Here is a 24,820-nt window from a genome sequence, read left to right as displayed (position 1 = left end):
TATGCAATCTAAATGGGACATTGGTGAACCAGAAAAACCAACCATTAACAGTGAAACTGAACAGCTAAAGTCAGAGCTACTTACCCTGAACATGGGTCCTCAACACCCTGCTACTCACGGGGTTCTACGTGTAGAGATCTGGACTGATTCGGAAATCGTTGCTCACGCTATTCCACACCTTGGTTACTTACACCGTTGTATGGAAAAGCATGCTGAGAACCTTGATTACCGTGGGATTATTCCTTTCGTTGATCGTCTCGACTACCTTGCTTCTATGAGCATGGAGTGGGGATACGTTATGGCAGTTGAGAAGATGCTAGGAACTGAAGTTCCTCGTCGTGCTGAACTTCTTCGTATTCTTACGGCCGAGCTTCAGCGTATCGCTTCTCACTTAATGGCATTCGGTACATATGCACTAGATCTTGGAGCTTTCACTCCATTCTTATATGCATTCGAAGAGCGTGAAAAAATCCTTCGTCTATTCGAAGAAGTTTCAGGTGCTCGTCTTCTTTATAACTACATCTGGATTGGTGGAGTTTGGAATGACTGGACTGATGACCAGATCGCTCGCGTTTCTTCTTTCGTAGACGTAATGGAACAAGAAGCGAAGAAATATCACGAGCTAGTATCTCTTAACAAAATCTTCGTTGAGCGTACTTCTAACGTTGGTGTTCTTACAGTTGAAGACTGTTTCACATACGGTGCAACTGGTCCGGTACTTCGCGGTTCTGGATACAAGTGGGACCTTCGTAAGAACAAGCCATACTCACTTTACTCTGAACTTGAATTCGACGTACCAGTTGGCGACGGCGAGCGCGGCGTAGTAGGTGACTGTTGGAACCGTTACATCGTTCGTATGAGAGAAGTTGTTGAATCTATCAAAATCATCCGTCAGGTAATTGATAAACTTGAGCCGGGTCCAGTAATGGGCAAAGTGCCTAAGATCATCAAGCTTCCTAAAGGTGAAGTATATGTTCGTTCAGAAGCACCTCGTGGAGAGATTGGTTTCCACCTTGTGTCTGAAGGCAATGACTCTAAAACTCCATACCGCTTAAAAGTGAAATCTCCATGTTTCACTCACACGTCGATGCTTCCACACATGGCCCCAGGTCAGATGGTGGCAGACTTCGTAGCGTCTATTGGTTCAATTGATATCGTACTAGGAGAGGTAGACCGATGAGCACTACAGTTCACGAATCGTCTTCCGTTAAGGAATATTTTAAAGCACTTTATGATGGTATCTACACAACCGCTAAAGGTATGTGGATCACTTTCAGATACGTATGGGCAGTTAAGCCTGCTTCAATCGAGTACCCAGAAGTACGCGAAGTTCTTCCTGAAAGAGCTCGTATGCGTCTCTTCAACGATGCTCAAAACTGTATCAGCTGTACTCAGTGTGCAATGGCCTGTCCGGTTGATTGTATTTACATTGCTTCAGAAAAACTTCCTGAAGGTGCTGAGATCAAGAAGACTTCAAACGGTCAGCCGATTCGTTTGAAACTTACTCAGTTCACAATTGATACTTCTCTATGTTGTTATTGCGGTCTTTGTACGACTGTGTGTCCAACTGAATGTTTGACTCACTCTCATGACTACGAATTCTCTCAATACACAATCGATGCCATGAAGTACGACTACCTCGCTCCTGATGTAGTTGCTTGGCGCGATCGTATCGTTAAAGCTTAATGCTAATGAAAAGGGCCTCGAAAGAGGCCCTTTTTTATTGTGCTTGAATTACTTCTAGTAATACTTCCTGACTGCGAACATTACCCTTATATTTCACCGGTACCTGCGCGCCCAGTGGATACTTAGCAATGAATTCGAGAGAGAGAATCGAACTACTAAGGCTAACTTTATAAAGCTGCCCGTTGATTTGGAGTTGATCGTATTTTACTGAAGTACCGTTCTGGCGAACAAGTGTGCCAATTGAAGTGGCCTTAATACTCGAGTTGTCCGAAAGTTTCGAAGACTGCTCAAGAGCAGAGTTACTGAGGTTCGCTTCCGAACCACAACCAACTGCCAGTAATAGAACAGCGAGAAGTTTAATTACCATCACCAAGTGTTCCATCGATTTTAAGTTTACCGTCTTCTTTGATCACCATGAACTCTGTTTCATGAGCGTCTTTTTTGCTTTTATTCACAGAAGGTTCTTTCACCTTCGCAAAATACATCTCGTTTTTAAGTCCCTTTCTCCAGGTGAGATCAGGGGCAAGAGGTTTGCTTTTGTTAGACGAATGAGGAAGCTCTTTGATTTTGGAAATCAGTTCTTCCTTACCGCCACTGGCCTTGATGAACTTTTGTGAGAAGACCTCATCGATCAGCTCAATTTTTTTATTGTCCATGACCTGATCATATTTCATGAACAGTTCTTTCATGGATTTATCATCCGAACCGTGAACCACGGCCGTGAATGAGAATAAAAGAATGATGGTGATTAATTGAATTCGCATCCGTACTTCCTGGCCAGAGTCTTAATTTTCCCAATGTATTCTTTGATCGTACCCGGACAACTCGTCGAGTGGTAATAGCTGTGCCACTTGATGGATTTCATACGAGGATATTTTTTCTGCAACTGACATGAGGTTCTGGCAATCATGTCCTGGGTCTGTAGAGTCGGATACCGAGGATTCTTCTTCGAGTAACCGTTGGGATTCGTTTTAGAGAAAGGAGAGTAGTTACCAATCACCACGAGACCAATGGTTGTGACGTTGGCCTTAATCGTGCCGTTCTTCTCCATACTTGGGTCGACTGTAAAATCTCCGCCTTCTTTACCGCAAGTGATCTTACCGTCCTTCCACATCTTCTTCTGATCCTCATCCATCGGCACAAAGATATTTGAGCCGGCATGAGCACCAACAAGATCCAGAGGTCGACCTTCAGTCACGCGTGCGCGGGGAGAAAGTGCTCCTGCATAAGGAGAGTTCACCACATAAGAATAAGCGATCATATACCAAGGATCCGCAGGGGTTCCTCGATTTAAGTGGAGGTCATTGATTCGTTCCGGTGAGTCAGTGCTTGGAGTTTCAGAGTGGTGAATAACAATGGTGTCCACCATGTCTTCAGGACGTCTACAAAAGCTCGCAGTCTGAGAATTTCTCTCGTAGTCGACCTTTTCAATCTTCACATATTCAATTGGCCACTCAGGTACTAGAGGTCTTGTATTATCCTGTTTCCAAGGTAAGCAGAAGAAACAGTCGGTAGAGAATCCCCAACTAACGGTTGTCCAACTAAGCAGTGCTAAAATCATTAAACTCTTCAAAAAAGCCACCTTTTGTAGCTTATCGGATTTGTCGGATAAACCTTAAGTTCGGAAATAAAAATTCTTGAGAATTCGCCCCCTTAGGCATTAAGATTGAGGGAGGAGAAAAGATGGATTTCAAAACTTTCAGCGATTTTTACCCGTACTACCTACGTGAACACTCGAACTTACACTGCCGTAAGCTTCATTTCGTCGGTACATGTGGGGTCATTTCTCTTTTGCTTCTCTTCTTTTTCACCGGAAACCTTATGACCTTGGCACTTTTGCCGGTTGTGGGTTACGGCTTCGCTTGGGTTGGACATTTTGGTTTTGAAAAGAACCGTCCGGCCACTTTCAAGAATCCTTGGTACAGCCTGTTGGGAGATTTTAGAATGTTCTGGGACATCCTTACTGGACGTGTCTCTGCTTTCTAAGAACTAGCACTCGAATAATTTTTTAGACCTCGTCTCCACCAGAAGAGCATGAGGCCCCACGCGCCCACAGTCACACATGTGATGTGTAGAAGTACGTCAGAAGTAAATCCTTCCAAAAATGCTCGTGCTGGAAATGAAGCAAGTACAGTAAGTGGAACAATCATCGTGAAGACCACGCGTAGCCATCCCTTAAAGATTTTATCCGGACGCTCCATCGCAAGTCCCAAAGAGTAGAAGAGATCAATAAAGCCACGAGAGCTATGAGTCCAGAAAACTGGAATGATCATCATCATATGTAGTGTGTAATACACCAAGGCACCATTCACAAGTAGGGCCAAGAGTCCCAGAAGTTGCATCCAATTATAATCACCCGTGTAGTTTGAGAGTGAATAAATGAAGAAGGCAACCGCAGTGATGAGATTGATGAATGAGTTCGCCGAAAATTCCCTGAGTGAAAGGAAGAACAGTGGGTTCACCGGACGAATGAGATAATAATCCAATTCACCTTTATTGATGTAGGCCGGAAGCCACCACATGTTGGTCGAGAAGACTGTCATGTTGATTGCATCAACCAGAAGATAACAAGAAACGAAGACCATCATTTGCTCTTCATTCCAGCCACCAATAAGACCGGTGTGAAGGAAGAGCGTTTTAAATAAGAGAATGTTTACAGCGTAATAAATGATGTCCATCAGAATTCGGAAAGTGAAATCAATTCGGAATTCCATCGCTTTTGAGAATGAGAATTGCAGAAAATATAAGTAGAGACGCAGATATCTTTTCATATGCCGACTCCATTATATTTTTTCTGACCTTTCATCCAGATGAGATTTGCCATCAACATGAGAAGTCCCGCCCAAAGAACGAGAAAGAAAATGCCTTGATACATTTCTTCCCGAGTCACCAGACCCATCACAGTTCTCACCGGGAAGCTGATGAAATATTGGAAAGGCAAAAACTTCAGAATACTTTGCATCCATTCCGGAAAGAAATTAATGGGAATGAAACCACCACCTAAGAATGAAGCACCAAAACGGGCCATCACCATGAGTGACCAGATGTTATCGGCCCAAAGTGAGATGAGTTCAATCACCATCGCCATCATACAATAAGCGAAGGCGGCAATCATAAACACACCCACGCCGGTCACAAGATTTAAAAACATCTCGCCGCTAATACCAGATTGAATGAGGTTATAAAGTGAATAGATGAGAATCAACTGCACACCATAGAACGCACTATAAGTAAGATAGGTGAGGGTCTTGTATTGGAAGAATGAAAGGGGATAAATGAGGTAACGATTAAACGTCCCTTCGTAAATCTCGCGCGAGATAAAACCTACGTTCTCTCCCATGAGCATCTTGGAGCCGATCGGCACAATCAAGAAGTAGAGAGTCATCATAGGAAGAGTGAAGCCGTTCATCTCCGTGGCGCCATTGGCCTCAAAAATACTCTGCCAAAGCGCGCGTGCTATCAGGACCTGAATTAAGGTCTGGCCAATGAAGGTGATCCAAAAGTCTGAGCGGTAGGCGAGGATCTTTCTAAGCTCCATCGCGCTTACATAGCGCCACCAGTTCATGTGGTCTTCATTCCATTTTTCATGATGGATTCAATGATGTCCTCGATTGAAGGATCATGAATGTTAAGATCCAGTACTTCATTTGATTTAAAGATCTCGGCAGTTTTAACTGAAAGATCTGTTCTTGGGACAGAAACTTTGAAGTTCTTATCCGGAGTGGTCACACTCAGGACTTTTTCATCACCCATGAGGCGTTGAATCTTTGAAAGTGCACCATCGTAGACGAATTCGCCTTCTTTAATGATGACGATTCTCGGACACAATTCCTTGATGTCTTCCATATAGTGAGAGGTGAGGATTGTGATGGGCCTAAATTCCTGCTGATAATTCTTCATGAATTCGCGAACCGCTTTCTGAGCTGAAATATCCAGACCAATAGTTGGCTCATCCAGAAAGATCACTCGCGGATTATGCAGAAGAGCGGCCATCAGTTCCACTTTCATACGTTCACCTAAAGATAAACGTCTTACCTGAACCTTTAGCTGATCATGAATTTGAAGAGTGTCTGCGAGGAACTCAAGGTTTTTTTTATAAAGAGAATCTTCAATCTGATAAATTTCTTTCAGAAGGATAAAGCTATCTAGGGCCGGAAGGTCCCACCACACTTGCGCTTTTTGTCCCATGATAAGAGACATTTGCTTGCGGTATTCGTTATGGCGCTCCCATGGCTTAAAGCCAAGAACAGTCGCTTCACCCGAAGTGGGATGAACGATACCGGCGAGGATTTTCACCAGCGTTGTTTTACCGGCACCATTGGCACCAATAAGACCGATGATCTCACCTTGCTGAATTTCCAGATTAACTGATTTAAGAGCGTCCTTAGATTTCGTTTCACGTTTCACCAGACCTTTTAAAGATCCCATGAGTCCTGGTTCTTTAACGGGAGAGGTGAAGGTCTTTCGAAGAGCTTGGACTTTAATCATTGTTTTTCAAGCACCAGACCCTTTAAGTAACTTCCTTCCGGGAAGCCTTTCAGAGTCGGACAGTCTTGTCCTAAATGTAGTCGGGTCGACATTTTGTAGTTTAGTTTTAGTTCTGCGAGATAATCTTTCATCAAGCGGTCAAACTTCTCTTGAGACACCTGGTGAGTGTTAAGGAACACCACTAATTTCCCTTTCGGATTGAGAAGCGGGTCCATCTTCTGAAGAAGTTCTTTATAGGCCTTGCTGGCCGATGTTCTCTTCTCTCCATCTGATGATGATGAAGGAGGGTCACAAATAATCACATCAAATTTCTTTTCTTCTTTTTTAAGATTTGAAAGCGCCTCATCCACACTTGAAACAATCGCTTCGTGTTGAGTGTGATTGAGTTCAGGGTTTAGTGCGAGATTTTGCTGAAGCCATTCAATGTACTTCGGCGAAAGATCCACTGAAGTCACTTGAGTCGCACCAAGTTTCATGGCCCATAAAGAGAAGGCACCCGTATAACTATAAAGGTTAAGGACGGCGCATCCAGGGCGAATGAGTTTTGCCAGTGTATGGCGAATAGAACTCATGTCAGTATAAAGACCGTGATCGTATGAAGAACCAAGGCGAATCAAATACTGAATACCAAATTCTGCGATATGAAATTCATCTCTACGGTTTTGATCTACTGAGTTTTGCGGAAGCTTCTGAAGTTCCTTCGTCTCACCACGAAGTTGAAACCAAACGTTCTCATCTTTGATCTCAGGAAATACTTCCTGAAGAGTGGTTTGAATGATCGATTTATAGCGGTTCCAAAACTGAGTATAAAGTTGGATCAATACGCGATCTTTTAATCTCAGAATGAAAAGACCCGGAAGCTGATCGGCCTCTCCGAAAACAAGGTAATAGTTTTCTCTTTCCTTAAGTTCATTCTGCTGAATGCGTTTTTCAAAGGCAAGATCCAAACGACCTTGAATGCTTGCAGTGAAATGCTGTGCCTCACGATCGAACGGAAATTTCGTGCTCCATACGCGTGCCTTCACGTTTTTGTGATAAGGATCGTGCATGAGAAGTGCCATTGGACGTTTTCTATCGTCAGTTGCGATTACGAATTCCGATTGGCGTGGAAAGCGATTAGAGAAGTTGTCTGCAGTAATCCATGGGTGACCCTGGCGCAATAGTTTAATTGATACCGGATGGATCAGGCATTCAGGAATTTTATTCATGTAAGGTTCCGCAGTTCTACTGCTTAAGGTTGTTCAATCTCTCTTCAGTTTTATCCAGAAGGCGCAGAAGGATGTTGGTCGCGAGATAAGGATTTTTCATGTGAGTGGTTAGACCCAACTGATCCATGATCTGACTACAAACGCTTTCAATCTCGCTTTGGAAGGGATCAAAGTTTATCCCCAGGTACTGAAGCTTTTTCATTAAAAGTTCAACTTCAACTGCATCCTGCATTTTCAGTAAATTTGTTTCGAATGTGACAAGGAATGTCTCATGCGAATCTTGGACCGATTTTGCAGTTTGTTTCTGAAGTGAATTCATACAATTGAAAGTATGATAACGCCTTGCTTGATGTCAATAAAACGAGGAGAGTGGGCCACAAATTACTGAGGGAAATGAAGCATGTCTTATTTCTTTTACTTCATTATTATTGTGGTTCTTGTTTATTGGGTGGAAAGGCCTCACATGGCCCTGCCTAACTCGTTGATTATCCGAAAACATCCAGCCGAGGAATTAGAAGGCTGGCTCAAGAAGTTTAATTGGGTAAATCGCCAAGATCTGTCAGATCTTGGCGCGCTTCCATCGTACAAGTTCTACACCGAGGTCGTAGAGGTTTTACTTTCTCTTGCTCGTCGAATGGGAGGAAATTATCAGGACTCCATGTTGTTTCTGCGGGAAGGTTTGCAAGTTGATCGGCAATTTGAAAAAAAGATTCGAGAAGCCGTCATGGGAACCTGGCTACAGATGGCGATGATGATGGGTCTAACGTGGATGTTTATTTTCGGTGCCCTGAATTTGGTCGATGTCAAAGTCTCTCCCTTGCATCTGTTTTTTATTTTTGGCTGGCAGTCTTTTGGACTTTCTTCATTACCATTTCTTTTGAAATGGCTTCGAAAAAAATACTTCGGCGACATTGGAAAAATCTGGAAGATGCTTTTTGTTCTTCGCTCATTGGTTAAGGTTCCTTTATCGCGTACAGAAGTTTTCGCCATCGCAGGAGTTCAAGAACTCAAGATGATCAAACAAAAAGCACTGGAAAGTATAGTGCATAAACTTAAGGAAACCTGTCAGAAGGCCTTGAAACAAGGGGGAAGTTACGAGGAGGAGGTCAAGTATTTGATGGAAGAGCTTCGATTTCAGGAGAAATGGCATTTTGAATTATTTGAAAAAAGACTCATCGTGATAAAACTCGCCCTTTTATCGATTTTTTTCCTGCCTTCTTATCTCGCCTTTATCTTCCTCTTACTCGGTGATCTCATGGCCTTAATGTAGCCATTATGCTATTTTTGGTGCTTCTTAAAAATTAAAAGGAAGTCCCATGGCAGTCGTTGACGACAAAAAGATTATTTTTGGAATGCATAAGGTTGGAAAAATCTATCCGCCAAAAAGACAAGTTCTAAAAGATATTTCACTCTCATTCTATCTTGGTGCCAAGATCGGTGTATTAGGTCTAAACGGTTCAGGTAAATCATCACTTCTAAGAATCATCGCGGGAGTTGATAAAGATTTTCTAGGTACTGTTACTGCTAACAAAGGAATCACTTTCGGTTACCTTGAGCAGGATCCGAAACTAGATTCAAATAAAACTGTTAAAGAAGTAGTAGAAGAAGGTCTGGCTGACCTAGTAGCGACAGTTAAGCGCTATGAAGAAGTTAATATGAAACTCGGCGAAGAAATGTCTGATGCTGAGATGAATAAGCTTCTTGATGAACAAGCATCTCTACAAGATAAAATGGACGCCCAAAACCTTTGGGACCTTGATTCACGTCTAGAATTAGCGATGGAAGCTCTTCGCTGTCCTCCTTCTGATCAACTTTGCGGAGTTCTTTCAGGTGGTGAAAAACGTCGTGTAGCTCTTTGTCGTCTTCTTCTTTCTGAGCCAGATGTACTTCTTCTGGATGAGCCTACCAACCATCTTGATGCTGAAACCGTTCTATGGCTTGAGCGTCACCTTCAGGCGTACAAGGGTACAGTTATTGCGATCACCCACGATCGTTACTTCCTTGATCACGTTGCTGGTTGGATTCTTGAGCTTGACCGTGGACACGGTATTCCTTGGGAAGGGAACTACTCTTCATGGCTTGAACAAAAAACTAACCGTCTTGCAGCTGAAGAAAAATCTCAATCGAAACAGGCCAAGAAAATGGCAGAAGAGCTTGAGTGGATTCGCATGGGTGCAAAAGCTCGTCAGGCGAAATCTAAAGCTCGTATCCAAAACTACGAGAAGATGCTTGCTGATTCTAAAACAGAAGCTCGTAACGAAACAAATGAACTTTTCATTCCTACAGGACCTCGTCTGGGTGACGTTGTTATCGAAGCTGATGGTATTGCGAAAGGCTTTGGTGACAGACTTCTTTATGAAAACGTATCATTCAAACTTCCACCTGGTGGGATCGTAGGGATCATCGGTCCGAACGGTGCTGGTAAAACAACACTTTTCAAAATGATCACTGATCAATTGAAGCCAGATGCTGGTACTTTCAAAGTTGGCCAGACTGTTAAGCTTGCTTACATCGACCAATCTCGTGAGATGGACGGTGACAAGACCATCCTTCAAGAAATCGTTGGCGATGTTGATCTGATTAAACTTGGTAACAAAGAAATTAATGCTCGTGCTTATGTGTCGAAATTTAACTTTTCTGGTGAAGATCAATCGAAACGCATCAAAGAACTTTCTGGTGGTGAAAAGAACCGTGTTCACTTGGCAAAAATGCTTCGTGAAGAAGGTAACGTTCTTCTTCTGGATGAGCCGACCAACGATCTTGACGTAAACACACTTCAAGCTCTTGAGCGCGCGCTTCTTGATTTCGCAGGTTGTGCCGTGGTTATTTCCCACGACCGTTACTTCCTGGACAGAATTTGTACGCACATTATGGCCTTTGAAGGGGACTCTAAAGTGACTTGGTTCGAAGGTAACTTCGAAGACTATCACGAAGATCTTCGTCGCCGTATCGGTGATAAAGCGGACGTTCCAAGCCGAGTGACCTACAAAAAACTCAAAAGAGATTAATTTCCTGGTTCCCTTCTTTGATGACTTCAAAGAAGGGAACTCCTTTCTCTGATCCCAAAATTTTAATCACTTCCTTCACTTTCTTATTCTCCATAAACACGACTGTTTCTAGGTTCCTGCAGATCAGTTCCATGACTTTTTCAAAAGATAAATTCGCTTCACCAGAATAAAGGGAGAAGAGAAGTGCCACTCGGTGAAGAGCATCTACAGCACTTGAAGCGTGAATGGTTCCCATGAGGCCCTTATGGCCAGTGTTCATGGCCATAAGAAAAGGAGTGACCTCATGCGACCTCATCTCGCCTAGAATGATCCGGTCAGGACTAAGTCGTAGCGAGTACGACAAATAGGCCTTAAGGCTTGTTTCCTGGGATTTACCCGCCAGGAAACGAGTCTGGTGAGGATGAGGTGAAAGTATTTCGTATGTATCTTCAAGAATAACTAAGTGTTCGTCCTCGGGAATGAGATTCAAAAGAGAGGTGAGAAGTGAGGTCTTCCCAGAACCGGTTGATCCCGCGATCAACATGTTCTTCTTTTCACTAACAAGTTTTTCAAGAGCCTCGGTCTCTCCAAAAGAATTCAAAGCATGCGGCTTGGCCGCTAGGGAGCGTAGAACGAGCTTTGAACTCTTATTAGGAGAGGTTGACCAGTGAACCAGGGTCAGACGGAATTGCCGTCCAAAGAGTTCCCCATAAAAACTCGCAAAGGGCTGCTCCACGTTCCAGTTTTGCTTAAAATGAATCGAGATAATTTCTAGCCACAATTGCCAGTCCTCAATCGTAAGCGGGACTTCAATTTTCTGCTTCTTACCTGAATAGTTTAAAACTTGCGAGCACTCGGGCCCGTGGAAGAAATATTCCGTCCCCGGCCGTTCCAAAATATCTTGTAAAAATTCCCAGTGCACGAGCTTCATGAAGTTATTTTTGATGGCCTCTAAATCTTCCGCCTCATTTAATGTTGGAAGTTCCTGGAAGAAATCTTCCCAACGAGGAATGATGCCTTTATTGAGTGAAGAAACTAGAAGTTCTCTCGCTCTCGTGAGAGCAAATTCGCGTCCCATTGGAACTTCTTGTTCTCGAAATAAGCTCAGCATTATTCAACCGCCTCAAGGACAATATAACCGTAGATGTGTTTATAGGTCTTCTGATCTGACTTTGATTCAAAGAGGTGTTTCAAAATAGGGATGTCTGAGATGAATGGAATTCCTTTGCGGCTCTTGGCGGTGGTTTGGTATCCAATCTGGAAGATCTTTATGGGCTTTCCTAGTTCCAATAGAACTGAGGAAACTTCTTTACTGCCACTGATGGCCTGGTCAACCGGCCGGCTAAATTCTGTCTCATAATTTACTAAGAGTTTGCCGTATGATTCAGTGATCTTGGTCTTGATTCTTAGACCCGCAAACCTCCAATCAATAGGAGCGATGACAGTTGCTCCTTGAGTGGCGATGTTCTGATAGGGGATTTGTGAACCGATTTCAATGATCTGCGGAGTATTGAGATTCACCACCAGTTCTGGTTCGGCGAGCGAAGACAAATCCATTTTCATCTGAGTAAGAAGGACAATATTTCGGTCGATAAGACTTCTGATTCCATTTTCAAAAAGCTCTTGAACTGTGGCCTGAAGTTTATCCAGACCCATATGAATTTCTCGACCATCCATTTGCTCAAGCTGAATGAGCTTAAGTTTTAAGCGATAGTTTTGATGCTTTAATCTTGAATCTTGTTGAACGAAGGAAACGCGATAAAAACTCGCGAGTTGTTTTAAAAGGGCCTCGTTATTCTGACCTTCATAAAAACACATAATATCCAGCCAGTCGGCCTGGCAACTTACAGATGAGAAGCCATTGGCATAAAGGCGCTTGTAGATCTGTCCCACAATATGGTTTCTGAGTTTTGGTTCAAGATTGATTTTAAAGAAAACCTGCTCTTGGAATTGTCCTTTGATCTTTTGAAGGTAGAGATAGTCCGCAAAATCGGATAGGGTTCCGGCCGCAGTCATGACCGGTCCCTTAATATCAATTGTGAGATTCAGGTTCTTCAGAGCATCGGCCAGTTGGAAGGTTTTGAGGAATTTTTGCTTTGAGAGCACATAAATGCTCACGATTTCTTTCCCTGATTTTCCCCAGACCACCAGGTCCGTGAAGCCAACTTTCTTTCCTTTCACCAAAAGTTTCCCGGTTTTGGGCATCCATTTATAGGAAATGACCTCGGGATTACCGACTGAGAAGTTCTTCAAACCCTCAAATGGGAGTTCTTTCTGCTCGCCCTTGGCCAGAATGACGTCACTCGGGGAGACCTGGGCAAATGATGCGGATGGTAAAACGAGTAAGACTTTGACAAATAGGAGGCTTGTCGTTAAATTGAGGAGCTTCAAATTTAATAGATTATAAGTTTTTATTTGGGAGATACCTATGGCATCAAGAACCGCAGTAACTGAAAACCGTCGTAAAGCTAAGCACAGAGCAATGGGTGCTAAAAGAAAAGCTGCTAACCGTAACAAGGGTACAACTCCTAAGTTCGCTATCCACGAAGACGGCGCTCCAAAAGCAACTAAAGCTGCTGCTCCAAAAGCTGCTAAAGCTCCAGCTGCTAAAAAAGCACCTGCTAAGAAAGCTGCTACAAAAAAAGCTGCTGCTAAGTAATTCATTCATCGCTCCTATGGGGCCTGAAATACTTTCAGTGATTCATTAATGAAATGACGATCAACGGAGACCACTAAAAGGTCTCCGTTGTTTTTTAGGCACAGTTCTAACTTTCCGTTTGTTTTAATTCCCTCACATTCTTTGATCTTCTTCATACCAATGAGTTCCTCGGGAATTTGATAATCCGTTATGAGAATGTCCTTAAGCATTTTTGCTTCGATTGAATCTGATTCGAAGTACAGCTGAATTGGTGAGGCATAGGCGCTCAGACAGAAAAGAAAACTAATAACGAATTTCATGGGATTCACCTTTTTTAACCGAGGCAAAGTTTAAGTTTTTAAGGAAGGGGAGAACTTCCCAGGTCTCGTGTTGAAAAAGGGCATGGGCCTCAGTTTCTTTCACAAGGACTGTCATCCTTCCTTCTGTTGCCGGTGTTTGTAACACTCCCTCGAGTTTCTTTCTTCCAATTCGATTCACGAGAAGCACTTTTTTTCCCGAATGAAATGGAGTGAAAAGTTCAGCGCTTAATTGAATTTCTACCCAACCTGCGGGAACTCCAGATGACTCCGGTTTCACTTCTGAATTATTTCCAAACAAGAGAAAGAAAAAGACGTTCGATATAACCAAGGCGATGCCTAGTTTAATCTTGGTACTTTTTTTCCAGTTGATTCCAGCGGCTTCGGAAGTCACTTAGATGCTCCTTGGTTTTCATTTCAAAATGGCGGTTAAGCCAAAACAAGCTTGCGAATAAAAAACTCGCGGTTAAAAGCGTGAGAGTAAGTGGGAGGACAACATCGCCCCTTTCTCTTCCATGAGAAATTTCAATTTCGGGTTCACGCTCTCGAATCCCTGACTTGAAGTCGTGAGACTTAAAACATAGGGCCTTCGTAAAAAGTAATAGGTCCATTTTTCCTCTCTCAAAACGAGGGCCTCTTCAGAGTCTCGTTTTGTCTTAAATGGCGTTATAAACATCCTGGGATCCAAGGGACAATTTTTTCCTTTCAAATCCTTCAAGGTTTTCAGATAAGAAATGAGGCGAACATTTTGGGCATACACGAGATATTTTTTGAGCTTCTGGGCGTCCATCGCCGCACCTTGAAGTCCTGGTATGAACATCATGATAAGGCTTGCGCGGTTGATGTTCTTAATGCCCCAGTTGGTTCTCCCCATAAAAATCATGAACTCATTGAACTCACCTTTGGTTTCTTTCACACAAAGAAACAAGTGAGACCTTTGCTCCAAAAGTTTGAATGATTTTCGAAGTTCCAGCCCACAAGCCAAAACCAGGGCCATGAGGCTTAAGAGGAGGAAGCAAGAGAAGAGAGTTATTTCGCCTCTTTGATTCATAGGTTTCCCTCGATGGGGAGTAAGAAGTCGTGGCTTTTTAGTTTTGGAAGTCTTTGCCATTTAATGTGGTCTTGGTTTCGGGAAATATGGAGGCGGCACCCTAGGTGCCAATCTCTTTGGTAAGGAGAGGGATTGGAAAGAGTTGCCTTGGTTAAGAGCTCGAAGCTTTTTCGCCAGGCCTCCTGCCGGCAGACAGTAGAGCGCTGAAACTCCACTGCCTGGACCAGAAGGACAACCAAAAGAGAAAGACTTAAGAGCCAAGCGAGGAGGTTCACTTGGTATCTTTAAGTTGGATTTCCTGAGAAATCTGGCTTTTCATATTGTTAATGCGCTTTTGAACCACGTCCCCGAACTGTCGAACGGCGACCAGACAACAAATACCTACCAGGCTGGAGATGATGACGTATTCCATGATCCCCTGGCCTTTTTCATTCTTAACGAGCTTTTTCATAATGCCTCCTTATTGGCTTGGAGGTTTTAAATCAAAGGGCCAGATCCTGCGATAGAAGAGCGGCATAGTTGATGGATTTGTTCGGATTTGAAAATGTGTAGCGAAAAATAGGGTAAGCCCCTAAAATAATGACATGGAAGAAAATAACAAAGTCATCATTTTTGAAAAGAAAGAAATCATCATCGTTTTAACGTTTGTGGTGGTTTTAATCATTACTAGTTTCACACTGGGAATTCGTCTGGGTAAAAAACTTGCTTTGGATGCTTCAGGTGTTAAATCAGAAGATGTGAAAGCAGTTGAGTTAAAATCAACTGTTGAAGAAGATGCTGAAGCTGTTGTTTCTGAAGATGCAAAACTTACTGACGAAGAAAAACTTAAAAAGTTAATGGATGAGTCTAAGAACCGTCTGTCAGATGAGTTAGAAAAATTCTCTACTCCACAAAATCCACCGACTACAACTGCTGCGCCTCAATCTACGATGGCCGGCAAATTCACCATTCAATTGGGTTCATACAACACGATGGAAGAAGCCAAGCAATTTGCTGAAGGCTTCACTGTTCGTGGTTACAGCCCGATCATCAATGAAGTGAAAATCGAAGGGAAAGGCAACTGGTATAGAGTAAGCCTTGGTCTATTCGATTCAGTAGAAGAGGCCAAGACTTACATCAAGTCTGAGCAGAGCCTCTTTGCTGGCCAGGATCACATCATTACTGAGATTAAGTAAGTTTATACGTCTCTTTCACGCGTTTAAAGACCGCTTCGGTCTGTGCCTCATACATGTCTTTCACAGAATGTAGTGGCAGAGATTTAATCGCAAGTCCGCGAGACTCAAGGCCCTTAATAAATTCATCACGAGACTTCGCCTCAAAGGATGCTGCTTGAATATGAGCGTAAAGCTCTTCGCGTGTTCCGTTGTAAGTCGGAAGAAGTTTATGAAGGATGTAGCTTGAAGCAGTGGCGAATTCATTTTGAACTTTGAGACTGATCTTCTCTTCATTTAAATGAAGATCACGAATCATTTTGGCCGCACGTCTAAGTGCATACACTGTCAGTCCAAAACTATCTGGTAGCCACATTCTTTCAGCAGATGAGTGCGAAATATCACGTTCGTGCCAAAGGAGAGTATTTTCGCGGGCAATAACTTCATGAGAACGAATCACACGGGCCAGACCTGAGATATTTTCAGAGGCAATTGGATTCTTCTTATGAGGCATCGTTGAAGAGCCTTTCTGGCCAGGCTTAAAGCCTTCAATCACTTCATTTACATCTGAGCGGTGGAGGTGACGAATCTCGATCGCGAGACGCTCAAGCGCATCAGCGACACCTGCTTGAAGTGCAGCGAGAGTGGCATGTCGATCACGAGGAATGACCTGAGTTGAAAGAGGTTCTACTTTAAGATTAAGTGCTTTAAGAACTTTCGCCTCAACTTCTGGAGTGAGGATCGTGTAGTTACCAACTGCACCCGACATTTGTCCGGTTAAGTTGTTTTTGAAATTCTCAAGGTCTTCTAAGCGGCGAGAAAACTCACTCACATAAGAGAGGAACTTGAAACCGAAACTCATGGGCTCGGCGAACATGCCGTGTGAGCGGCCTAATGTATAAAGGTGTTTTGCACTCTCTGCTTTGCTCCAAAGCGCATCTTGTAATTCACGCAGGGCCTTGATTTCAATTTCAAGGGAGTCACGAATTTGAAGTGAAAGAGCAGTATCGATCACATCAGATGAGGTACATCCGTAGTGGAAGAACTTCCCAGCAGAAGCTTCGACTTGTTCAGTGATAGAGCTACAAAAAGCAATCACATCGTGATGAACAGTGGCCTCAATTTCATGAATGCGAGGAAGATTAATTCCGGCCTTCTGAAACTTATCGCTGACTTTAGGAATAACTTTTGAGTCTTCCAGCGCAGCTAAAAGGGCCATCTCCACTTGCATGAAGTAAGAGAACTTTTTGTCTTCAGTCCAAATCGAACTAATTTCTGAAACTTCGTAACGAGGAATCATAGTTTAATAGAAAAAGCCCATTTCCACGCCAAGTGATAACCAACCTAGAGCAAAAGTACGATCACTCTTACTTTCGTCCCCGATTGCTTCGCGGGTCACACTTGCGATGTTGTAGGACAATTTCCCTCCGTAAAAGAAAGAGGTACCAGCACGTTTATGTAAACCGTAGTTAGTCGTAAGACCATAACCGGCATACTTGCGATCAATGAATGAATCATCCATCTGAACATAGTTCACAAACACATCAATGTTTTCAAACCAGTCTTCAGTTGGAAGGAATTCCAAAAGAAGTTTGAAGCGGTAACCGATCCCAAGACCACCGGCCATGACTTTGGCCTTTGAATCACCCGGACGCTGAAACTGAGCTTCAGAATTAGGATTTGTTCCTAAGTTATGGTTCTGAGTAATAGCATCAAAGTACGTATTATGAGCGAAGAACTGAGCGCCATACCAGAACTGGTTATAGCGTGTGCTTCGTCTCATGTAAGCGACCTCCGCACCAAGAAGGTTATTGAAGTGCTCGTAGTCACCAGAAATGTGGCCCGCAAGAGAGAAGCGGTTTCTGTCTTCCCCAGTATAACGACGCTGGTCTTTGATTCCTAAACTTGAATTGAAGTTATAGATCATCGATTCATCGCGCTGATACTTTTCAGGCTTTTTGATCAGAACTTCTTCTGAACTAGGATTAAGCTCTTCTTCAGTCAGATCAAAGAAGCTAGCTGCAAAAACGTGGGCCGGAATAAGAAGTAAAAGTAGATATTTCATAAATTACCTCTGTGCCAGTGACTCGAAGTTTTCCCCTGGGAAATCTTCAAGACCCATGAAATCGGCCAGCTCTAGTTTCTTTTGAAGGTGATTGTATTTCACGTTTTCAGAGTTCGTGAAAGAGTTCACCAGGTTATCAATCGCTAGTTTGATGTCAGAATAAGTCGCGCGACCGCCGATGTAGTTATCTAACACGGAGTCATAGTTCTTCTGAGCGTTTTTGTGTTGATCCTGAGCGATCTCAACTTTTTGCTCGAGGTAGCGAACTGTTCTGTAGATGGTTTTGATCTTAACTTCCAAAGCACGACGAGTGTTGAAGAAGTTAATTTCCGCAATACGCTTGTTCAAGAAAGATTGTTGGTTATCACGGGAGTTGAAGAAACCGCCTTCACCAAGAAGGGTCCATTTCATATCGATCGCAGCAACGAGTTCAATGTTTCGGTTGCCTGGACTAGTTTGATAGTTCCAAGAAGAGCCTTCCGGGTCAAAACCAGTACGGTATGTTCCAAGGTTGAATGAGAACTTTGGAAGAGGAAGGTTGTCTTTTAGTGTCTTCTCATAGGTTCGGCTGGCATTATCGTAAGCAAGTTTTGCGTTTCGATACTCCACACTTTGTTCTTGTGAGAACTTCATCGCCTCATCCATAGAAGTATTAATTGAAACGTATTTCAATTGTTCTACTGATCGATAGGCACCACGGTATTCGTCACCTAAAAGATTTGCAAGTTCTTCTTCTTGAATACCCACATCATAAAGAACTTGTTGATACTCAGTCTGCGCACGAAGATATTCCGAACGAGTTTGATAGTACTCTTGAGCGCGAATCTTTCTTAACTGCAGTTTTTCACGGGCCAAACGATGAATAAACGAAGTCTGACGAAGCTGTTCCTGATAAATGCTTTTAATGGCCTTTACTCGGATCATGTTGAAGTACTGAGAAATAAGAGAGAACTTTAAACGACGACGAGCTTCTAGTAACTGTTGGTTAGAACGGTTAAGAGTTTGTTTATCGTTTTGGTATTGAAGGTAATCACGACCCCAGTTAAAGAGGGTGTACTCATCAATCACTAGTCCAAGACTTCCTGTAGGAGCTTGTTGAGCGCCCATGCCCGGAGTGCTTTGTGAAGATTCACGAAAGCGGTCAATCTTGTGATTAGAAGATTGAAGTTCCAACGAAACAGTCGGTAACCAGAACTTTTGATAAAGATCGGTCTTTAGTAATTCGATCTGTTCTTTTTGTTGGTTACGAATTTGTTGGAAAGGGTTTCGACGAAAGCCTTCTTCTAAAACTGAACGAAGATCCAGAACGCGACCTTCGCGATCTTTAACGTCGTAGTTAGAGCGTTTGCTGGCCCAGCGGTTTCTTGAACCAGTGGAACCTTCGTCAACAGTAGTGGATGTCGTTACGTCTTCTTGAATCGAAGTTTCCAGCGCATTCAGGTCCTCGTCCTGCGCCAGAAGATTCAAGCTTCCCAATAAAAGGAAGATGAAAAGGGCTTTTTTCAAAGCTCATTCTCCCGCGAATAATGTGTGTGTGCGCTAAAGAGTGTAACATCAAGAAAACTGAGAAGTAAAATCAGATATTATAAGGAGAGGCCAGGGCAACCAGAGCGAACAATGTTCTCTTCCATGGTCTCAATTTGAAGATTCGTGAGATAAAGCTCGTTTTTAACTTTTACTTCTGAGGATTTCAGACGAGCGTGCAAAGTTTCCTTGGCCTTAGGACTCTTTTTGATCAAGTCTTGGTTCCTCTGAAGAAGGGCGTTCAGCCGCTGTTGCATCTTAATCTTGTGAGCACGTTCTTTGAAAAGTTCTTTGCATCTTAGACTTAACACGGGCTTAGTGATGGCATCTTGCAGCAGGGCCTCTTCTTGAGCAAAGAGGGGCATTGAAAGTGCCAAAACAATGACGGTTAAAATCGGTTTCATAGTAATAAGAATAACATGCGACAGAATTCTGGCAAAGACGAATTTCACTCTCATCTTGTTGTCTATGTGTAGAGCATTGAGTAAGATGAGGGGTCATATTTTTTTAGGCAGGTAAGTCTCTATGGCATCCGTTGTGATCCTAATTCCAGCACGTTTTGCATCTTCACGATTTCCGGGAAAGCCACTGGCGCTCATCGCTGGTAAGTCCATGATCCAAAGAGTTTATGAAAACTGTCACGCTTCAGGTTTTGAAACTGCGGTCGTGACTGATCACGATGGCATTGAAAAACATGTGAAAGAGTTTGGTGGAAAAGTTCTGCGAATTGATGATGATGTTCCATCTGGGTCAGAGCGTATCGCTCTTGCTTACGAGAGATTTTTGAAAGAAAAAAATCCTGATCTTGTGATCAATGTTCAGGGTGATGAACCTCTTCTTAAAGGTGATGTTCTAAAAGAACTCGCCGAGTTCCATATGAAGTCTGATTATGAAATCACCACTCTTATTAGAGAGAGAAGTGTGAAGGATGAGGACTTTAAAAATCCAAATGTCGTGAAAGCGGTCTGGAGTTCAATTTCAAATCAATGTTTTTATTTCTCACGTCAGTCACTTCCTTATGATCGTGATGGCGGAAGAGAATATCCTTGGTACCAGCATATTGGTGTTTATAGTTACCGTCCAAAAGCGCTCACGAGTTTTGTGAAATTGCCAATGTCACGACTTGAAGACCTTGAGAAGTTGGAACAACTTCGTGGTCTTGAAAATGGCATGCGTATTGGAGCGGTATTGACCACTCAGAAATTAATCGGAGTGGATGTCCCTGAAGATGTCAAAAAAGTAGAAGGAGCTCTGTCGTGAAGCATTCTAAAAAATATATTTTCATTACCGGTGGTGTAACGAGTTCTCTAGGAAAAGGTCTGGCCGCCGCAAGTATCGGCTGTCTTCTTGAGCGTCGTGGAATCAAAATCAACATGCTTAAGATGGACCCTTATATTAACGTTGATCCGGGAACCATGAGCCCAACTCAGCACGGAGAAGTGTTCGTGACTGATGACGGAGCAGAGACCGATCTGGATTTAGGTCACTATGAGCGTTTCACCAGCCTGACTTTGACTAAGAACAATAACTTCACAACTGGTAAGGTCTATCTTCAAGTGATCGAAAACGAGCGTGAAGGTAAGTACCTTGGAAAAACCGTTCAGGTTGTTCCGCATATTACTGACGAGATTAAGCGTCGTATTCATATGGCCGCTGAAAACTGTGATCTATTGATCGGTGAGATCGGTGGAACAGTGGGTGACATTGAGTCTCTTCCGTTTATGGAGTCGATTCGTCAGTTCGCTTTGGATGTAGGAACTGAGAACGTACTTTTTGTTCACTTAGTACTTATCCCTTATGTGGCCGCTGCCGGCGAGCTTAAATCAAAACCAGCTCAGCACTCAGTGAAAGAAATGAGATCAATTGGTCTATTCCCGCAAATCATTATGTGTCGCGCGGACCGTGAGATCGATAACTCAATCATCGATAAAATTTCTCTTTTCTGTAACGTACCTAAGCAGAACGTATTCAAATCAATTGATATGGATCTGATCTATAAAGCTCCGAAGTCATTCCAGGAGCAGGGACTCGATAAACGAATCACTGAACTTCTTGGCATGTGGACAACAGAGCCGAAGATGGATGAGATCAACAAGGTAATCTACAACTCTGAAAACCCACTGAAAGAAGTGAACATCGGGATTGTTGGGAAATACACTGAGCTGATTGAGTCTTATAAGTCTCTTGATGAGGCCCTAAGACACGCAGCGATCACAAATCAGGTAAAACTAAACCGCATCTATATTGATGCTGAAGATTTAGAAAAGGGCATTAAGACCGATCTACTTGAAACGGTAGATGGCATTCTTGTTCCGGGTGGATTCGGTTCACGTGGAACGGAAGGAAAAATTAAGGCCATTCAATACGCTCGTGAAAAGAAGAAACCTTTCTTCGGAATCTGCCTGGGTCTTCAACTTTCAGTTATCGAGTTCGCTCGTAACGTAGTTGGAATCAAAGACGCGACTTCAATGGAGTTCACTGATAAAGGTGACTTCGTGGTTCACTATATGGCCGGTCAGACCAAAGACGGAGCGAAGGGCGGAAGCATGCGCCTTGGTGCTTACGATTGTGAATTCACTAAGGGAAGCTTGGGTGAGAAGATTTACGGCTCAACTAAGATTTCTGAAAGACACCGTCACCGCTTAGAAGTGAATAACGAATACATCAATAAACTTACAGATAAAGGACTGGTTGTTTCTGGTAGAAACCCGGCCCTTAACCTAGTTGAAGTCATTGAACTCAAAGATCACCCACACTTCATTGCGTGTCAGTATCACCCAGAGTTCAAATCAAGACCATTTAACCCACATCCGCTGTTTGCTTCATTCGTGAAGGCAAGTGGCAAACTATAAAGAGGAACTTATGAAAAAGATGGATTTTTATATCGGGCCATGTGTAATTGAGAGCGAAGCTCTTGCCCGTCAAATTGCTGAAACACTTCTTAAAGATCTTGAGCCATTTAAGAATGAAATTAATCTTCATTTCAAAGGAAGCTTCGATAAGGCGAACCGTTCGTCGTTCACGTCTTACCGTGGGCCAGGAATCGAAGAAGGGATGCGCATTCTTTCTATGATCAATAAAGAGTACGGTCTTCCGACTCTGACTGATTTCCACCTTCCGGATCAGGCAGAAATCGTGGCGAAGCACGTAAGTGTTCTTCAAGTTCCAGCGTTCCTATGTCGTCAGACAGATATGATCTTCGCTGGTGCTGAAGCTTGTGCTAAATACGGCCGCGAACTTAAAGTGAAGAAGGGCCAGTTCCTTTCTCCAGAAGAAACGAAGAACATCGTTGATAAAGCTTCGCACTTTCTTCCAAAAGAAAAAATCATCCTGACTGAGCGTGGTTCATCATTCGGTTACAATAACCTTGTGGTTGATATGGCCTCGTTCCAGATCATGAAATCATTCGGTGTACGTACAGTTCACGATGCTACTCACTGTGTTCAGCGTCCAGGCGGTCTTGGTACAGCGACTGGTGGTAAGCGTGAGCAGATTCAGGTTCTAGCAAAAGCTGCGGTCGCGGCCGGCGCTGACGGTATCTTCATGGAATGTCACCCGAACCCAGATAAGGCGCTTTCAGACGCAGCAACAGCTCTACCTCTTGCTTCTGTAAAAGGTATCGTTGAGAAACTTCTTAAAATTCGTCGCGCGGTGGAAGAATGAGCTTAAAGGACACTTCAAAAAAGTTTGAAGCAAAGCTGAAGAAGATTAAAGTTGTATGCTTCGATCTTGATGGCATCCTCACTGATTCTCATGTGTGGTGGGCCTCTGAAGAAGTGGGATTTAACCGCACGTTCTGCATTTACGATGGTTACGGCATGAAACTTCTGATGAAGGCCGGAATCAAAGTAGGTGTGATTACTGGTGGTAATAGTATTTCAGTTACAAAAAGAACTGAGCAGCTTGGACTCGATTTCTGCTACGCCGGAAACGAAGATAAGCGCGAAGCTTATATGGACATGATGAAGAAGTATAATGTTACTCCGGAAGAAGTACTTTATATGGGTGACGAATTATTCGATATCCCGCTTCTTAGAAAGTCAGGCTTCTCAGCGACTGTTCCTAACTGCAGCGATGAGGTGAAGGAGCAGGTTGATTACGTTACGATCAAGGAGAGCGGAAAGGGCTGCGCTCGTGAAGTGATTGATCTCGTTCGTTACGCTCAGAATATTCACCCGAATATTGGAGATTTCTAATGTTGGGGAAGAAGCTCTATAAAACATCGATGCTGAATGTTTTTAAGTTGGTGATCCTGGCAGTTGTGGTGTTTTTCACCAACGACTTCATTCTCGACACCTATACTTACGAGAAGTTCCAAGCAATCGGCCGCTTTAAAATCTTAGACGTCATCAACTATCACTACCGTTACCCAAATGAATTCATCACGTTCTTTTTGATCGTGATTGTGCCAGCGATCTATTACGCTTTCATTCGTGGAGTGCGCTTTTGTGAGAAAGGTTTCGTGTATAACCGTGGTCTGCCTTTCATGAATAAGGCGGTCCTTTATACAGATGTTAAAGACTATAAGCTTCTTCAACCTAATCACGTAATCACGATTCATACGCAGAAAGGGGATGTGTTTGTAATTGCAGACAATAACATTGAACGTGTTATCGCGATTCTTGATCAGCACAATATCAAAGGTGACCTCGCCCGAGATGATTACTCTCGTCTTCTTATGAACGCGAAGAAGTTCCTCATCGTGGTGCTGACTTTCACTCTGGTTGTGTTCTTACTGAAAAAATTCGGATTACTTCCTCGCTAAAGAAAGCGTCTTCGCCTTCTCAAGGCGATTCCAGATACCAAGCCATTCCTCGCCGGAGTGGTTTGGTAAGTACGGAGTGAGGATGATATCAAAGCCTTGCTCATCAAACTCTCTCATCTTCTGATAAAGTTCTCGACTAGCTAGACTTGGATTTTCAGGCTGAAGCCAGATTGCAGGCCTCTTAAATGTCTTTTGAAGTTCTGTTTCGATGGCCGCTTGATTATGGGCCCAGCTGAATTCTGGTCCAGTAATGATTAGCGGAATGCGAGGCATGTAGTGATGCTTAAGCTGTCCAGGAGCAACTGGGCTTTGAGCATAAACCACTTCAACGTCCATCCCAGCATCTTTCAAAATATTTTTTAGCTTTTGAGCGGTATAGAAACCCGGGCGGAAGACTTCCACACGGCCATTTACTACACCCGCAACAGTAGATTCAATTCCGATATCAGACGCGCCACCTTCAATGATAGCGACTGCATCACCAAACTCTTGGTAAACGTGCTGGCTTTGCGTAGGTGAGGTTTTTCCGAACTTGTTAGCACTAGGTGCTGCTACACCGCCGGGAATTGATCTAAGAAGCTCTAGTGTCTTCTCGTGACGTGGGCAACGAAGTCCCACGGAATCAAGACCAGAAGTTATGAGAGAGCTGACTGAATCGTGTTTTTTAGCAATCAGGGTAAGAGGACCGGGCCAGCAAGCACGGGCCAGGACATCATGGATCTTGGTCCAGTCACTTGTGAGTTTTTTGGCACTTTCAATTCCATCAATATGAACAATGAGAGGATCAAAGAAAGGACGCTCTTTAGTTGAGAAGATCTTCTGAAGACCTTCCTCCGAATTAATCCAACCTCCAAGACCGTAAACAGTCTCAGTAGGAATAGCGACCACCTCTCCAGAAAGGAGTAGGTCGCGTGCTTTATCTAGATCAACGATTTTCAAA

Annotated in this window: 31 protein-coding genes; 12 read left to right on the top strand and 19 right to left on the bottom strand. The window is 43.3% G+C overall.

What is annotated here, in order from left to right:
* Window position 1: 1 nt before the first annotated feature.
* Both SOO65_RS16290 and SOO65_RS16285 read left to right on the top strand, forming a co-directional pair.
* A complete protein-coding gene (locus SOO65_RS16290) occupies window positions 2-1,180 on the top strand; it encodes an NADH-quinone oxidoreductase subunit D (RefSeq protein WP_321392705.1) in 1,179 nt (392 codons plus the stop codon).
* Window positions 1,177-1,686 (top strand): 4Fe-4S binding protein, encoded by a 510-nt coding sequence (locus tag SOO65_RS16285; RefSeq protein WP_321392702.1) that lies wholly within the window; start codon window positions 1,177-1,179, stop codon window positions 1,684-1,686. The genes SOO65_RS16290 and SOO65_RS16285 overlap by 4 nt, the downstream gene beginning before the upstream one ends.
* A gap of 34 nt (window positions 1,687-1,720) precedes the next feature.
* On the opposite strand, the gene SOO65_RS16280 is transcribed toward SOO65_RS16285, so the two are convergent.
* Genes SOO65_RS16280 through SOO65_RS16270 form a run of 3 tightly spaced genes read right to left on the bottom strand, consistent with a single transcriptional unit; the run spans window position 1,721 to window position 3,247 of the window.
* Window positions 1,721-2,068, bottom strand: coding sequence for a hypothetical protein (locus SOO65_RS16280; RefSeq protein ID WP_321392696.1), 348 nt, complete (start codon window positions 2,066-2,068; stop codon window positions 1,721-1,723).
* Complete coding sequence (locus SOO65_RS16275) at window positions 2,043-2,450, bottom strand: hypothetical protein (protein ID WP_321392692.1); 408 nt, start codon at window positions 2,448-2,450, stop codon at window positions 2,043-2,045. The genes SOO65_RS16280 and SOO65_RS16275 overlap by 26 nt, the downstream gene beginning before the upstream one ends.
* Window positions 2,435-3,247, bottom strand: a complete 813-nt coding sequence (locus SOO65_RS16270; protein WP_321392690.1) for a peptidoglycan recognition protein family protein — start codon at window positions 3,245-3,247, stop codon at window positions 2,435-2,437. The genes SOO65_RS16275 and SOO65_RS16270 overlap by 16 nt, the downstream gene beginning before the upstream one ends.
* 122 nt (window positions 3,248-3,369) lie before the next feature.
* Here SOO65_RS16270 and SOO65_RS16265 point away from each other — a divergent pair, with 122 nt between their 5' ends.
* On the top strand, window positions 3,370-3,672 hold the full coding sequence (locus SOO65_RS16265; protein WP_321392687.1) for an Mpo1-like protein: 303 nt from the start codon (window positions 3,370-3,372) through the stop codon (window positions 3,670-3,672).
* Here SOO65_RS16265 and SOO65_RS16260 read toward each other — a convergent pair.
* From SOO65_RS16260 to SOO65_RS16240, 5 genes are read right to left on the bottom strand one after another with little or no spacing between them, the layout of a single operon-like run.
* A complete protein-coding gene (locus tag SOO65_RS16260; protein WP_321392685.1) occupies window positions 3,669-4,457 on the bottom strand; it encodes an ABC transporter permease in 789 nt (262 codons plus the stop codon). The two genes, SOO65_RS16265 and SOO65_RS16260, sit on opposite strands and share 4 nt — an antisense overlap.
* On the bottom strand, window positions 4,454-5,251 hold the full coding sequence (locus SOO65_RS16255) for an ABC transporter permease (protein ID WP_321392682.1): 798 nt from the start codon (window positions 5,249-5,251) through the stop codon (window positions 4,454-4,456). The genes SOO65_RS16260 and SOO65_RS16255 overlap by 4 nt, the downstream gene beginning before the upstream one ends.
* On the bottom strand, window positions 5,248-6,174 hold the full coding sequence (locus SOO65_RS16250; RefSeq protein WP_321392679.1) for an ABC transporter ATP-binding protein: 927 nt from the start codon (window positions 6,172-6,174) through the stop codon (window positions 5,248-5,250). Before SOO65_RS16250 ends, SOO65_RS16255 begins: the two co-directional genes overlap by 4 nt.
* Window positions 6,171-7,382, bottom strand: a complete 1,212-nt coding sequence (locus tag SOO65_RS16245; RefSeq protein WP_321392676.1) for a class I SAM-dependent rRNA methyltransferase — start codon at window positions 7,380-7,382, stop codon at window positions 6,171-6,173. Before SOO65_RS16245 ends, SOO65_RS16250 begins: the two co-directional genes overlap by 4 nt.
* Before the next feature lie 16 nt (window positions 7,383-7,398).
* Entirely contained in the window at window positions 7,399-7,701 is a 303-nt protein-coding gene (locus SOO65_RS16240) for a hypothetical protein (RefSeq protein WP_321392673.1), read from the bottom strand.
* A gap of 81 nt (window positions 7,702-7,782) precedes the next feature.
* On the opposite strand from SOO65_RS16240, the gene SOO65_RS16235 reads away from it, so the two are divergent.
* Both SOO65_RS16235 and ettA read left to right on the top strand, forming a co-directional pair.
* Complete coding sequence (locus tag SOO65_RS16235) at window positions 7,783-8,652, top strand: hypothetical protein (RefSeq protein ID WP_321392667.1); 870 nt, start codon at window positions 7,783-7,785, stop codon at window positions 8,650-8,652.
* A gap of 46 nt (window positions 8,653-8,698) precedes the next feature.
* Window positions 8,699-10,390, top strand: coding sequence for an energy-dependent translational throttle protein EttA (gene ettA / locus SOO65_RS16230; RefSeq protein WP_321392663.1), 1,692 nt, complete (start codon window positions 8,699-8,701; stop codon window positions 10,388-10,390).
* Here the strand turns inward: ettA and SOO65_RS16225 are convergent.
* Together SOO65_RS16225 and SOO65_RS16220 are read right to left on the bottom strand one after the other, a co-directional pair.
* On the bottom strand, window positions 10,377-11,480 hold the full coding sequence (locus SOO65_RS16225) for a CpaF/VirB11 family protein (protein WP_321392661.1): 1,104 nt from the start codon (window positions 11,478-11,480) through the stop codon (window positions 10,377-10,379). The two genes, ettA and SOO65_RS16225, sit on opposite strands and share 14 nt — an antisense overlap.
* Window positions 11,480-12,760 (bottom strand): secretin GspD/PilQ domain-containing protein, encoded by a 1,281-nt coding sequence (locus SOO65_RS16220; protein ID WP_321392658.1) that lies wholly within the window; start codon window positions 12,758-12,760, stop codon window positions 11,480-11,482. The genes SOO65_RS16225 and SOO65_RS16220 overlap by 1 nt, the downstream gene beginning before the upstream one ends.
* A 37-nt stretch (window positions 12,761-12,797) precedes the next feature.
* Between SOO65_RS16220 and SOO65_RS16215 the strand changes: the two genes are divergently transcribed.
* Complete coding sequence (locus SOO65_RS16215) at window positions 12,798-13,028, top strand: hypothetical protein (RefSeq protein WP_321392655.1); 231 nt, start codon at window positions 12,798-12,800, stop codon at window positions 13,026-13,028.
* 14 nt (window positions 13,029-13,042) lie between these two features.
* On the opposite strand, the gene SOO65_RS16210 is transcribed toward SOO65_RS16215, so the two are convergent.
* The 4 genes from SOO65_RS16210 to SOO65_RS16195 form a co-directional block, all read right to left on the bottom strand.
* Window positions 13,043-13,327 (bottom strand): hypothetical protein, encoded by a 285-nt coding sequence (locus SOO65_RS16210; RefSeq protein WP_321392652.1) that lies wholly within the window; start codon window positions 13,325-13,327, stop codon window positions 13,043-13,045.
* Window positions 13,311-13,718: a hypothetical protein gene (locus tag SOO65_RS16205; RefSeq protein ID WP_321392647.1), complete on the bottom strand. Its 408-nt coding sequence runs from the start codon at window positions 13,716-13,718 to the stop codon at window positions 13,311-13,313. The genes SOO65_RS16210 and SOO65_RS16205 overlap by 17 nt, the downstream gene beginning before the upstream one ends.
* 72 nt (window positions 13,719-13,790) lie before the next feature.
* Complete coding sequence (locus tag SOO65_RS16200; RefSeq protein ID WP_321392644.1) at window positions 13,791-14,375, bottom strand: hypothetical protein; 585 nt, start codon at window positions 14,373-14,375, stop codon at window positions 13,791-13,793.
* A gap of 271 nt (window positions 14,376-14,646) precedes the next feature.
* The gene (locus SOO65_RS16195; RefSeq protein WP_321392642.1) at window positions 14,647-14,826 is read right to left on the bottom strand and encodes a Flp family type IVb pilin; all 180 of its coding nucleotides are present in this window, start codon (window positions 14,824-14,826) and stop codon (window positions 14,647-14,649) included.
* 133 nt (window positions 14,827-14,959) lie between these two features.
* Between SOO65_RS16195 and SOO65_RS16190 the strand changes: the two genes are divergently transcribed.
* Entirely contained in the window at window positions 14,960-15,550 is a 591-nt protein-coding gene (locus tag SOO65_RS16190) for an SPOR domain-containing protein (RefSeq protein ID WP_321392639.1), read from the top strand.
* Here the strand turns inward: SOO65_RS16190 and purB are convergent.
* The 4 genes from purB to SOO65_RS16170 all read right to left on the bottom strand — a co-directional run bounded on the left by purB (window position 15,543) and on the right by SOO65_RS16170 (window position 19,519).
* Window positions 15,543-16,826, bottom strand: a complete 1,284-nt coding sequence (purB, locus tag SOO65_RS16185; RefSeq protein ID WP_321392637.1) for an adenylosuccinate lyase — start codon at window positions 16,824-16,826, stop codon at window positions 15,543-15,545. The genes SOO65_RS16190 and purB overlap by 8 nt on opposite strands.
* Before the next feature lie 3 nt (window positions 16,827-16,829).
* Window positions 16,830-17,591 (bottom strand): hypothetical protein, encoded by a 762-nt coding sequence (locus tag SOO65_RS16180; protein ID WP_321392634.1) that lies wholly within the window; start codon window positions 17,589-17,591, stop codon window positions 16,830-16,832.
* A 3-nt stretch (window positions 17,592-17,594) separates the two neighbouring features.
* Window positions 17,595-19,097, bottom strand: coding sequence for a TolC family protein (locus SOO65_RS16175; protein ID WP_321392631.1), 1,503 nt, complete (start codon window positions 19,095-19,097; stop codon window positions 17,595-17,597).
* A gap of 77 nt (window positions 19,098-19,174) precedes the next feature.
* Entirely contained in the window at window positions 19,175-19,519 is a 345-nt protein-coding gene (locus tag SOO65_RS16170; RefSeq protein WP_321392628.1) for a hypothetical protein, read from the bottom strand.
* 121 nt (window positions 19,520-19,640) lie between these two features.
* On the opposite strand from SOO65_RS16170, the gene kdsB reads away from it, so the two are divergent.
* From kdsB to SOO65_RS16145, 5 genes are read left to right on the top strand one after another with little or no spacing between them, the layout of a single operon-like run.
* Window positions 19,641-20,375, top strand: a complete 735-nt coding sequence (gene kdsB / locus SOO65_RS16165) for a 3-deoxy-manno-octulosonate cytidylyltransferase (protein ID WP_321392625.1) — start codon at window positions 19,641-19,643, stop codon at window positions 20,373-20,375.
* Complete coding sequence (locus tag SOO65_RS16160) at window positions 20,372-21,967, top strand: CTP synthase (RefSeq protein WP_321392623.1); 1,596 nt, start codon at window positions 20,372-20,374, stop codon at window positions 21,965-21,967. Before kdsB ends, SOO65_RS16160 begins: the two co-directional genes overlap by 4 nt.
* A 10-nt stretch (window positions 21,968-21,977) precedes the next feature.
* Entirely contained in the window at window positions 21,978-22,778 is an 801-nt protein-coding gene (kdsA, locus tag SOO65_RS16155; protein ID WP_321392620.1) for a 3-deoxy-8-phosphooctulonate synthase, read from the top strand.
* Window positions 22,775-23,311: a KdsC family phosphatase gene (locus SOO65_RS16150; RefSeq protein WP_321392618.1), complete on the top strand. Its 537-nt coding sequence runs from the start codon at window positions 22,775-22,777 to the stop codon at window positions 23,309-23,311. Before kdsA ends, SOO65_RS16150 begins: the two co-directional genes overlap by 4 nt.
* A complete protein-coding gene (locus tag SOO65_RS16145; RefSeq protein ID WP_321392616.1) occupies window positions 23,311-23,880 on the top strand; it encodes a calponin homology domain-containing protein in 570 nt (189 codons plus the stop codon). The genes SOO65_RS16150 and SOO65_RS16145 overlap by 1 nt, the downstream gene beginning before the upstream one ends.
* Here SOO65_RS16145 and SOO65_RS16140 read toward each other — a convergent pair.
* A complete protein-coding gene (locus SOO65_RS16140; protein ID WP_321392613.1) occupies window positions 23,866-24,819 on the bottom strand; it encodes an L-threonylcarbamoyladenylate synthase in 954 nt (317 codons plus the stop codon). The genes SOO65_RS16145 and SOO65_RS16140 overlap by 15 nt on opposite strands.
* Window position 24,820 lies beyond the last annotated feature (1 nt).

Origin of the sequence: Peredibacter starrii (genome assembly GCF_034259205.1) — a bacterium.
Taxonomy (GTDB): Bacteria; Bdellovibrionota; Bacteriovoracia; order Bacteriovoracales; family Bacteriovoracaceae; genus Peredibacter; species Peredibacter starrii.
This window is presented reverse-complemented; position numbering and strand designations above follow the sequence as displayed.

Coding starts and splice junctions, on each gene's coding strand:
- SOO65_RS16290 (WP_321392705.1), top strand. CDS start 2: ATGCAATCTAAATGGGACATTGGTGAACCAGAAAAACCAACCATTAAC.
- SOO65_RS16285 (WP_321392702.1), top strand. CDS start 1,177: ATGAGCACTACAGTTCACGAATCGTCTTCCGTTAAGGAATATTTTAAA.
- SOO65_RS16280 (WP_321392696.1), bottom strand. CDS start 2,068: ATGGAACACTTGGTGATGGTAATTAAACTTCTCGCTGTTCTATTACTG.
- SOO65_RS16275 (WP_321392692.1), bottom strand. CDS start 2,450: ATGCGAATTCAATTAATCACCATCATTCTTTTATTCTCATTCACGGCC.
- SOO65_RS16270 (WP_321392690.1), bottom strand. CDS start 3,247: ATGATTTTAGCACTGCTTAGTTGGACAACCGTTAGTTGGGGATTCTCT.
- SOO65_RS16265 (WP_321392687.1), top strand. CDS start 3,370: ATGGATTTCAAAACTTTCAGCGATTTTTACCCGTACTACCTACGTGAA.
- SOO65_RS16260 (WP_321392685.1), bottom strand. CDS start 4,457: ATGAAAAGATATCTGCGTCTCTACTTATATTTTCTGCAATTCTCATTC.
- SOO65_RS16255 (WP_321392682.1), bottom strand. CDS start 5,251: ATGAACTGGTGGCGCTATGTAAGCGCGATGGAGCTTAGAAAGATCCTC.
- SOO65_RS16250 (WP_321392679.1), bottom strand. CDS start 6,174: ATGATTAAAGTCCAAGCTCTTCGAAAGACCTTCACCTCTCCCGTTAAA.
- SOO65_RS16245 (WP_321392676.1), bottom strand. CDS start 7,382: ATGAATAAAATTCCTGAATGCCTGATCCATCCGGTATCAATTAAACTA.
- SOO65_RS16240 (WP_321392673.1), bottom strand. CDS start 7,701: ATGAATTCACTTCAGAAACAAACTGCAAAATCGGTCCAAGATTCGCAT.
- SOO65_RS16235 (WP_321392667.1), top strand. CDS start 7,783: ATGTCTTATTTCTTTTACTTCATTATTATTGTGGTTCTTGTTTATTGG.
- ettA (WP_321392663.1), top strand. CDS start 8,699: ATGGCAGTCGTTGACGACAAAAAGATTATTTTTGGAATGCATAAGGTT.
- SOO65_RS16225 (WP_321392661.1), bottom strand. CDS start 11,480: ATGCTGAGCTTATTTCGAGAACAAGAAGTTCCAATGGGACGCGAATTT.
- SOO65_RS16215 (WP_321392655.1), top strand. CDS start 12,798: ATGGCATCAAGAACCGCAGTAACTGAAAACCGTCGTAAAGCTAAGCAC.
- SOO65_RS16210 (WP_321392652.1), bottom strand. CDS start 13,327: ATGAAATTCGTTATTAGTTTTCTTTTCTGTCTGAGCGCCTATGCCTCA.
- SOO65_RS16200 (WP_321392644.1), bottom strand. CDS start 14,375: ATGAATCAAAGAGGCGAAATAACTCTCTTCTCTTGCTTCCTCCTCTTA.
- SOO65_RS16195 (WP_321392642.1), bottom strand. CDS start 14,826: ATGAAAAAGCTCGTTAAGAATGAAAAAGGCCAGGGGATCATGGAATAC.
- SOO65_RS16190 (WP_321392639.1), top strand. CDS start 14,960: ATGGAAGAAAATAACAAAGTCATCATTTTTGAAAAGAAAGAAATCATC.
- purB (WP_321392637.1), bottom strand. CDS start 16,826: ATGATTCCTCGTTACGAAGTTTCAGAAATTAGTTCGATTTGGACTGAA.
- SOO65_RS16180 (WP_321392634.1), bottom strand. CDS start 17,591: ATGAAATATCTACTTTTACTTCTTATTCCGGCCCACGTTTTTGCAGCT.
- SOO65_RS16170 (WP_321392628.1), bottom strand. CDS start 19,519: ATGAAACCGATTTTAACCGTCATTGTTTTGGCACTTTCAATGCCCCTC.
- kdsB (WP_321392625.1), top strand. CDS start 19,641: ATGGCATCCGTTGTGATCCTAATTCCAGCACGTTTTGCATCTTCACGA.
- kdsA (WP_321392620.1), top strand. CDS start 21,978: ATGAAAAAGATGGATTTTTATATCGGGCCATGTGTAATTGAGAGCGAA.
- SOO65_RS16150 (WP_321392618.1), top strand. CDS start 22,775: ATGAGCTTAAAGGACACTTCAAAAAAGTTTGAAGCAAAGCTGAAGAAG.
- SOO65_RS16145 (WP_321392616.1), top strand. CDS start 23,311: ATGTTGGGGAAGAAGCTCTATAAAACATCGATGCTGAATGTTTTTAAG.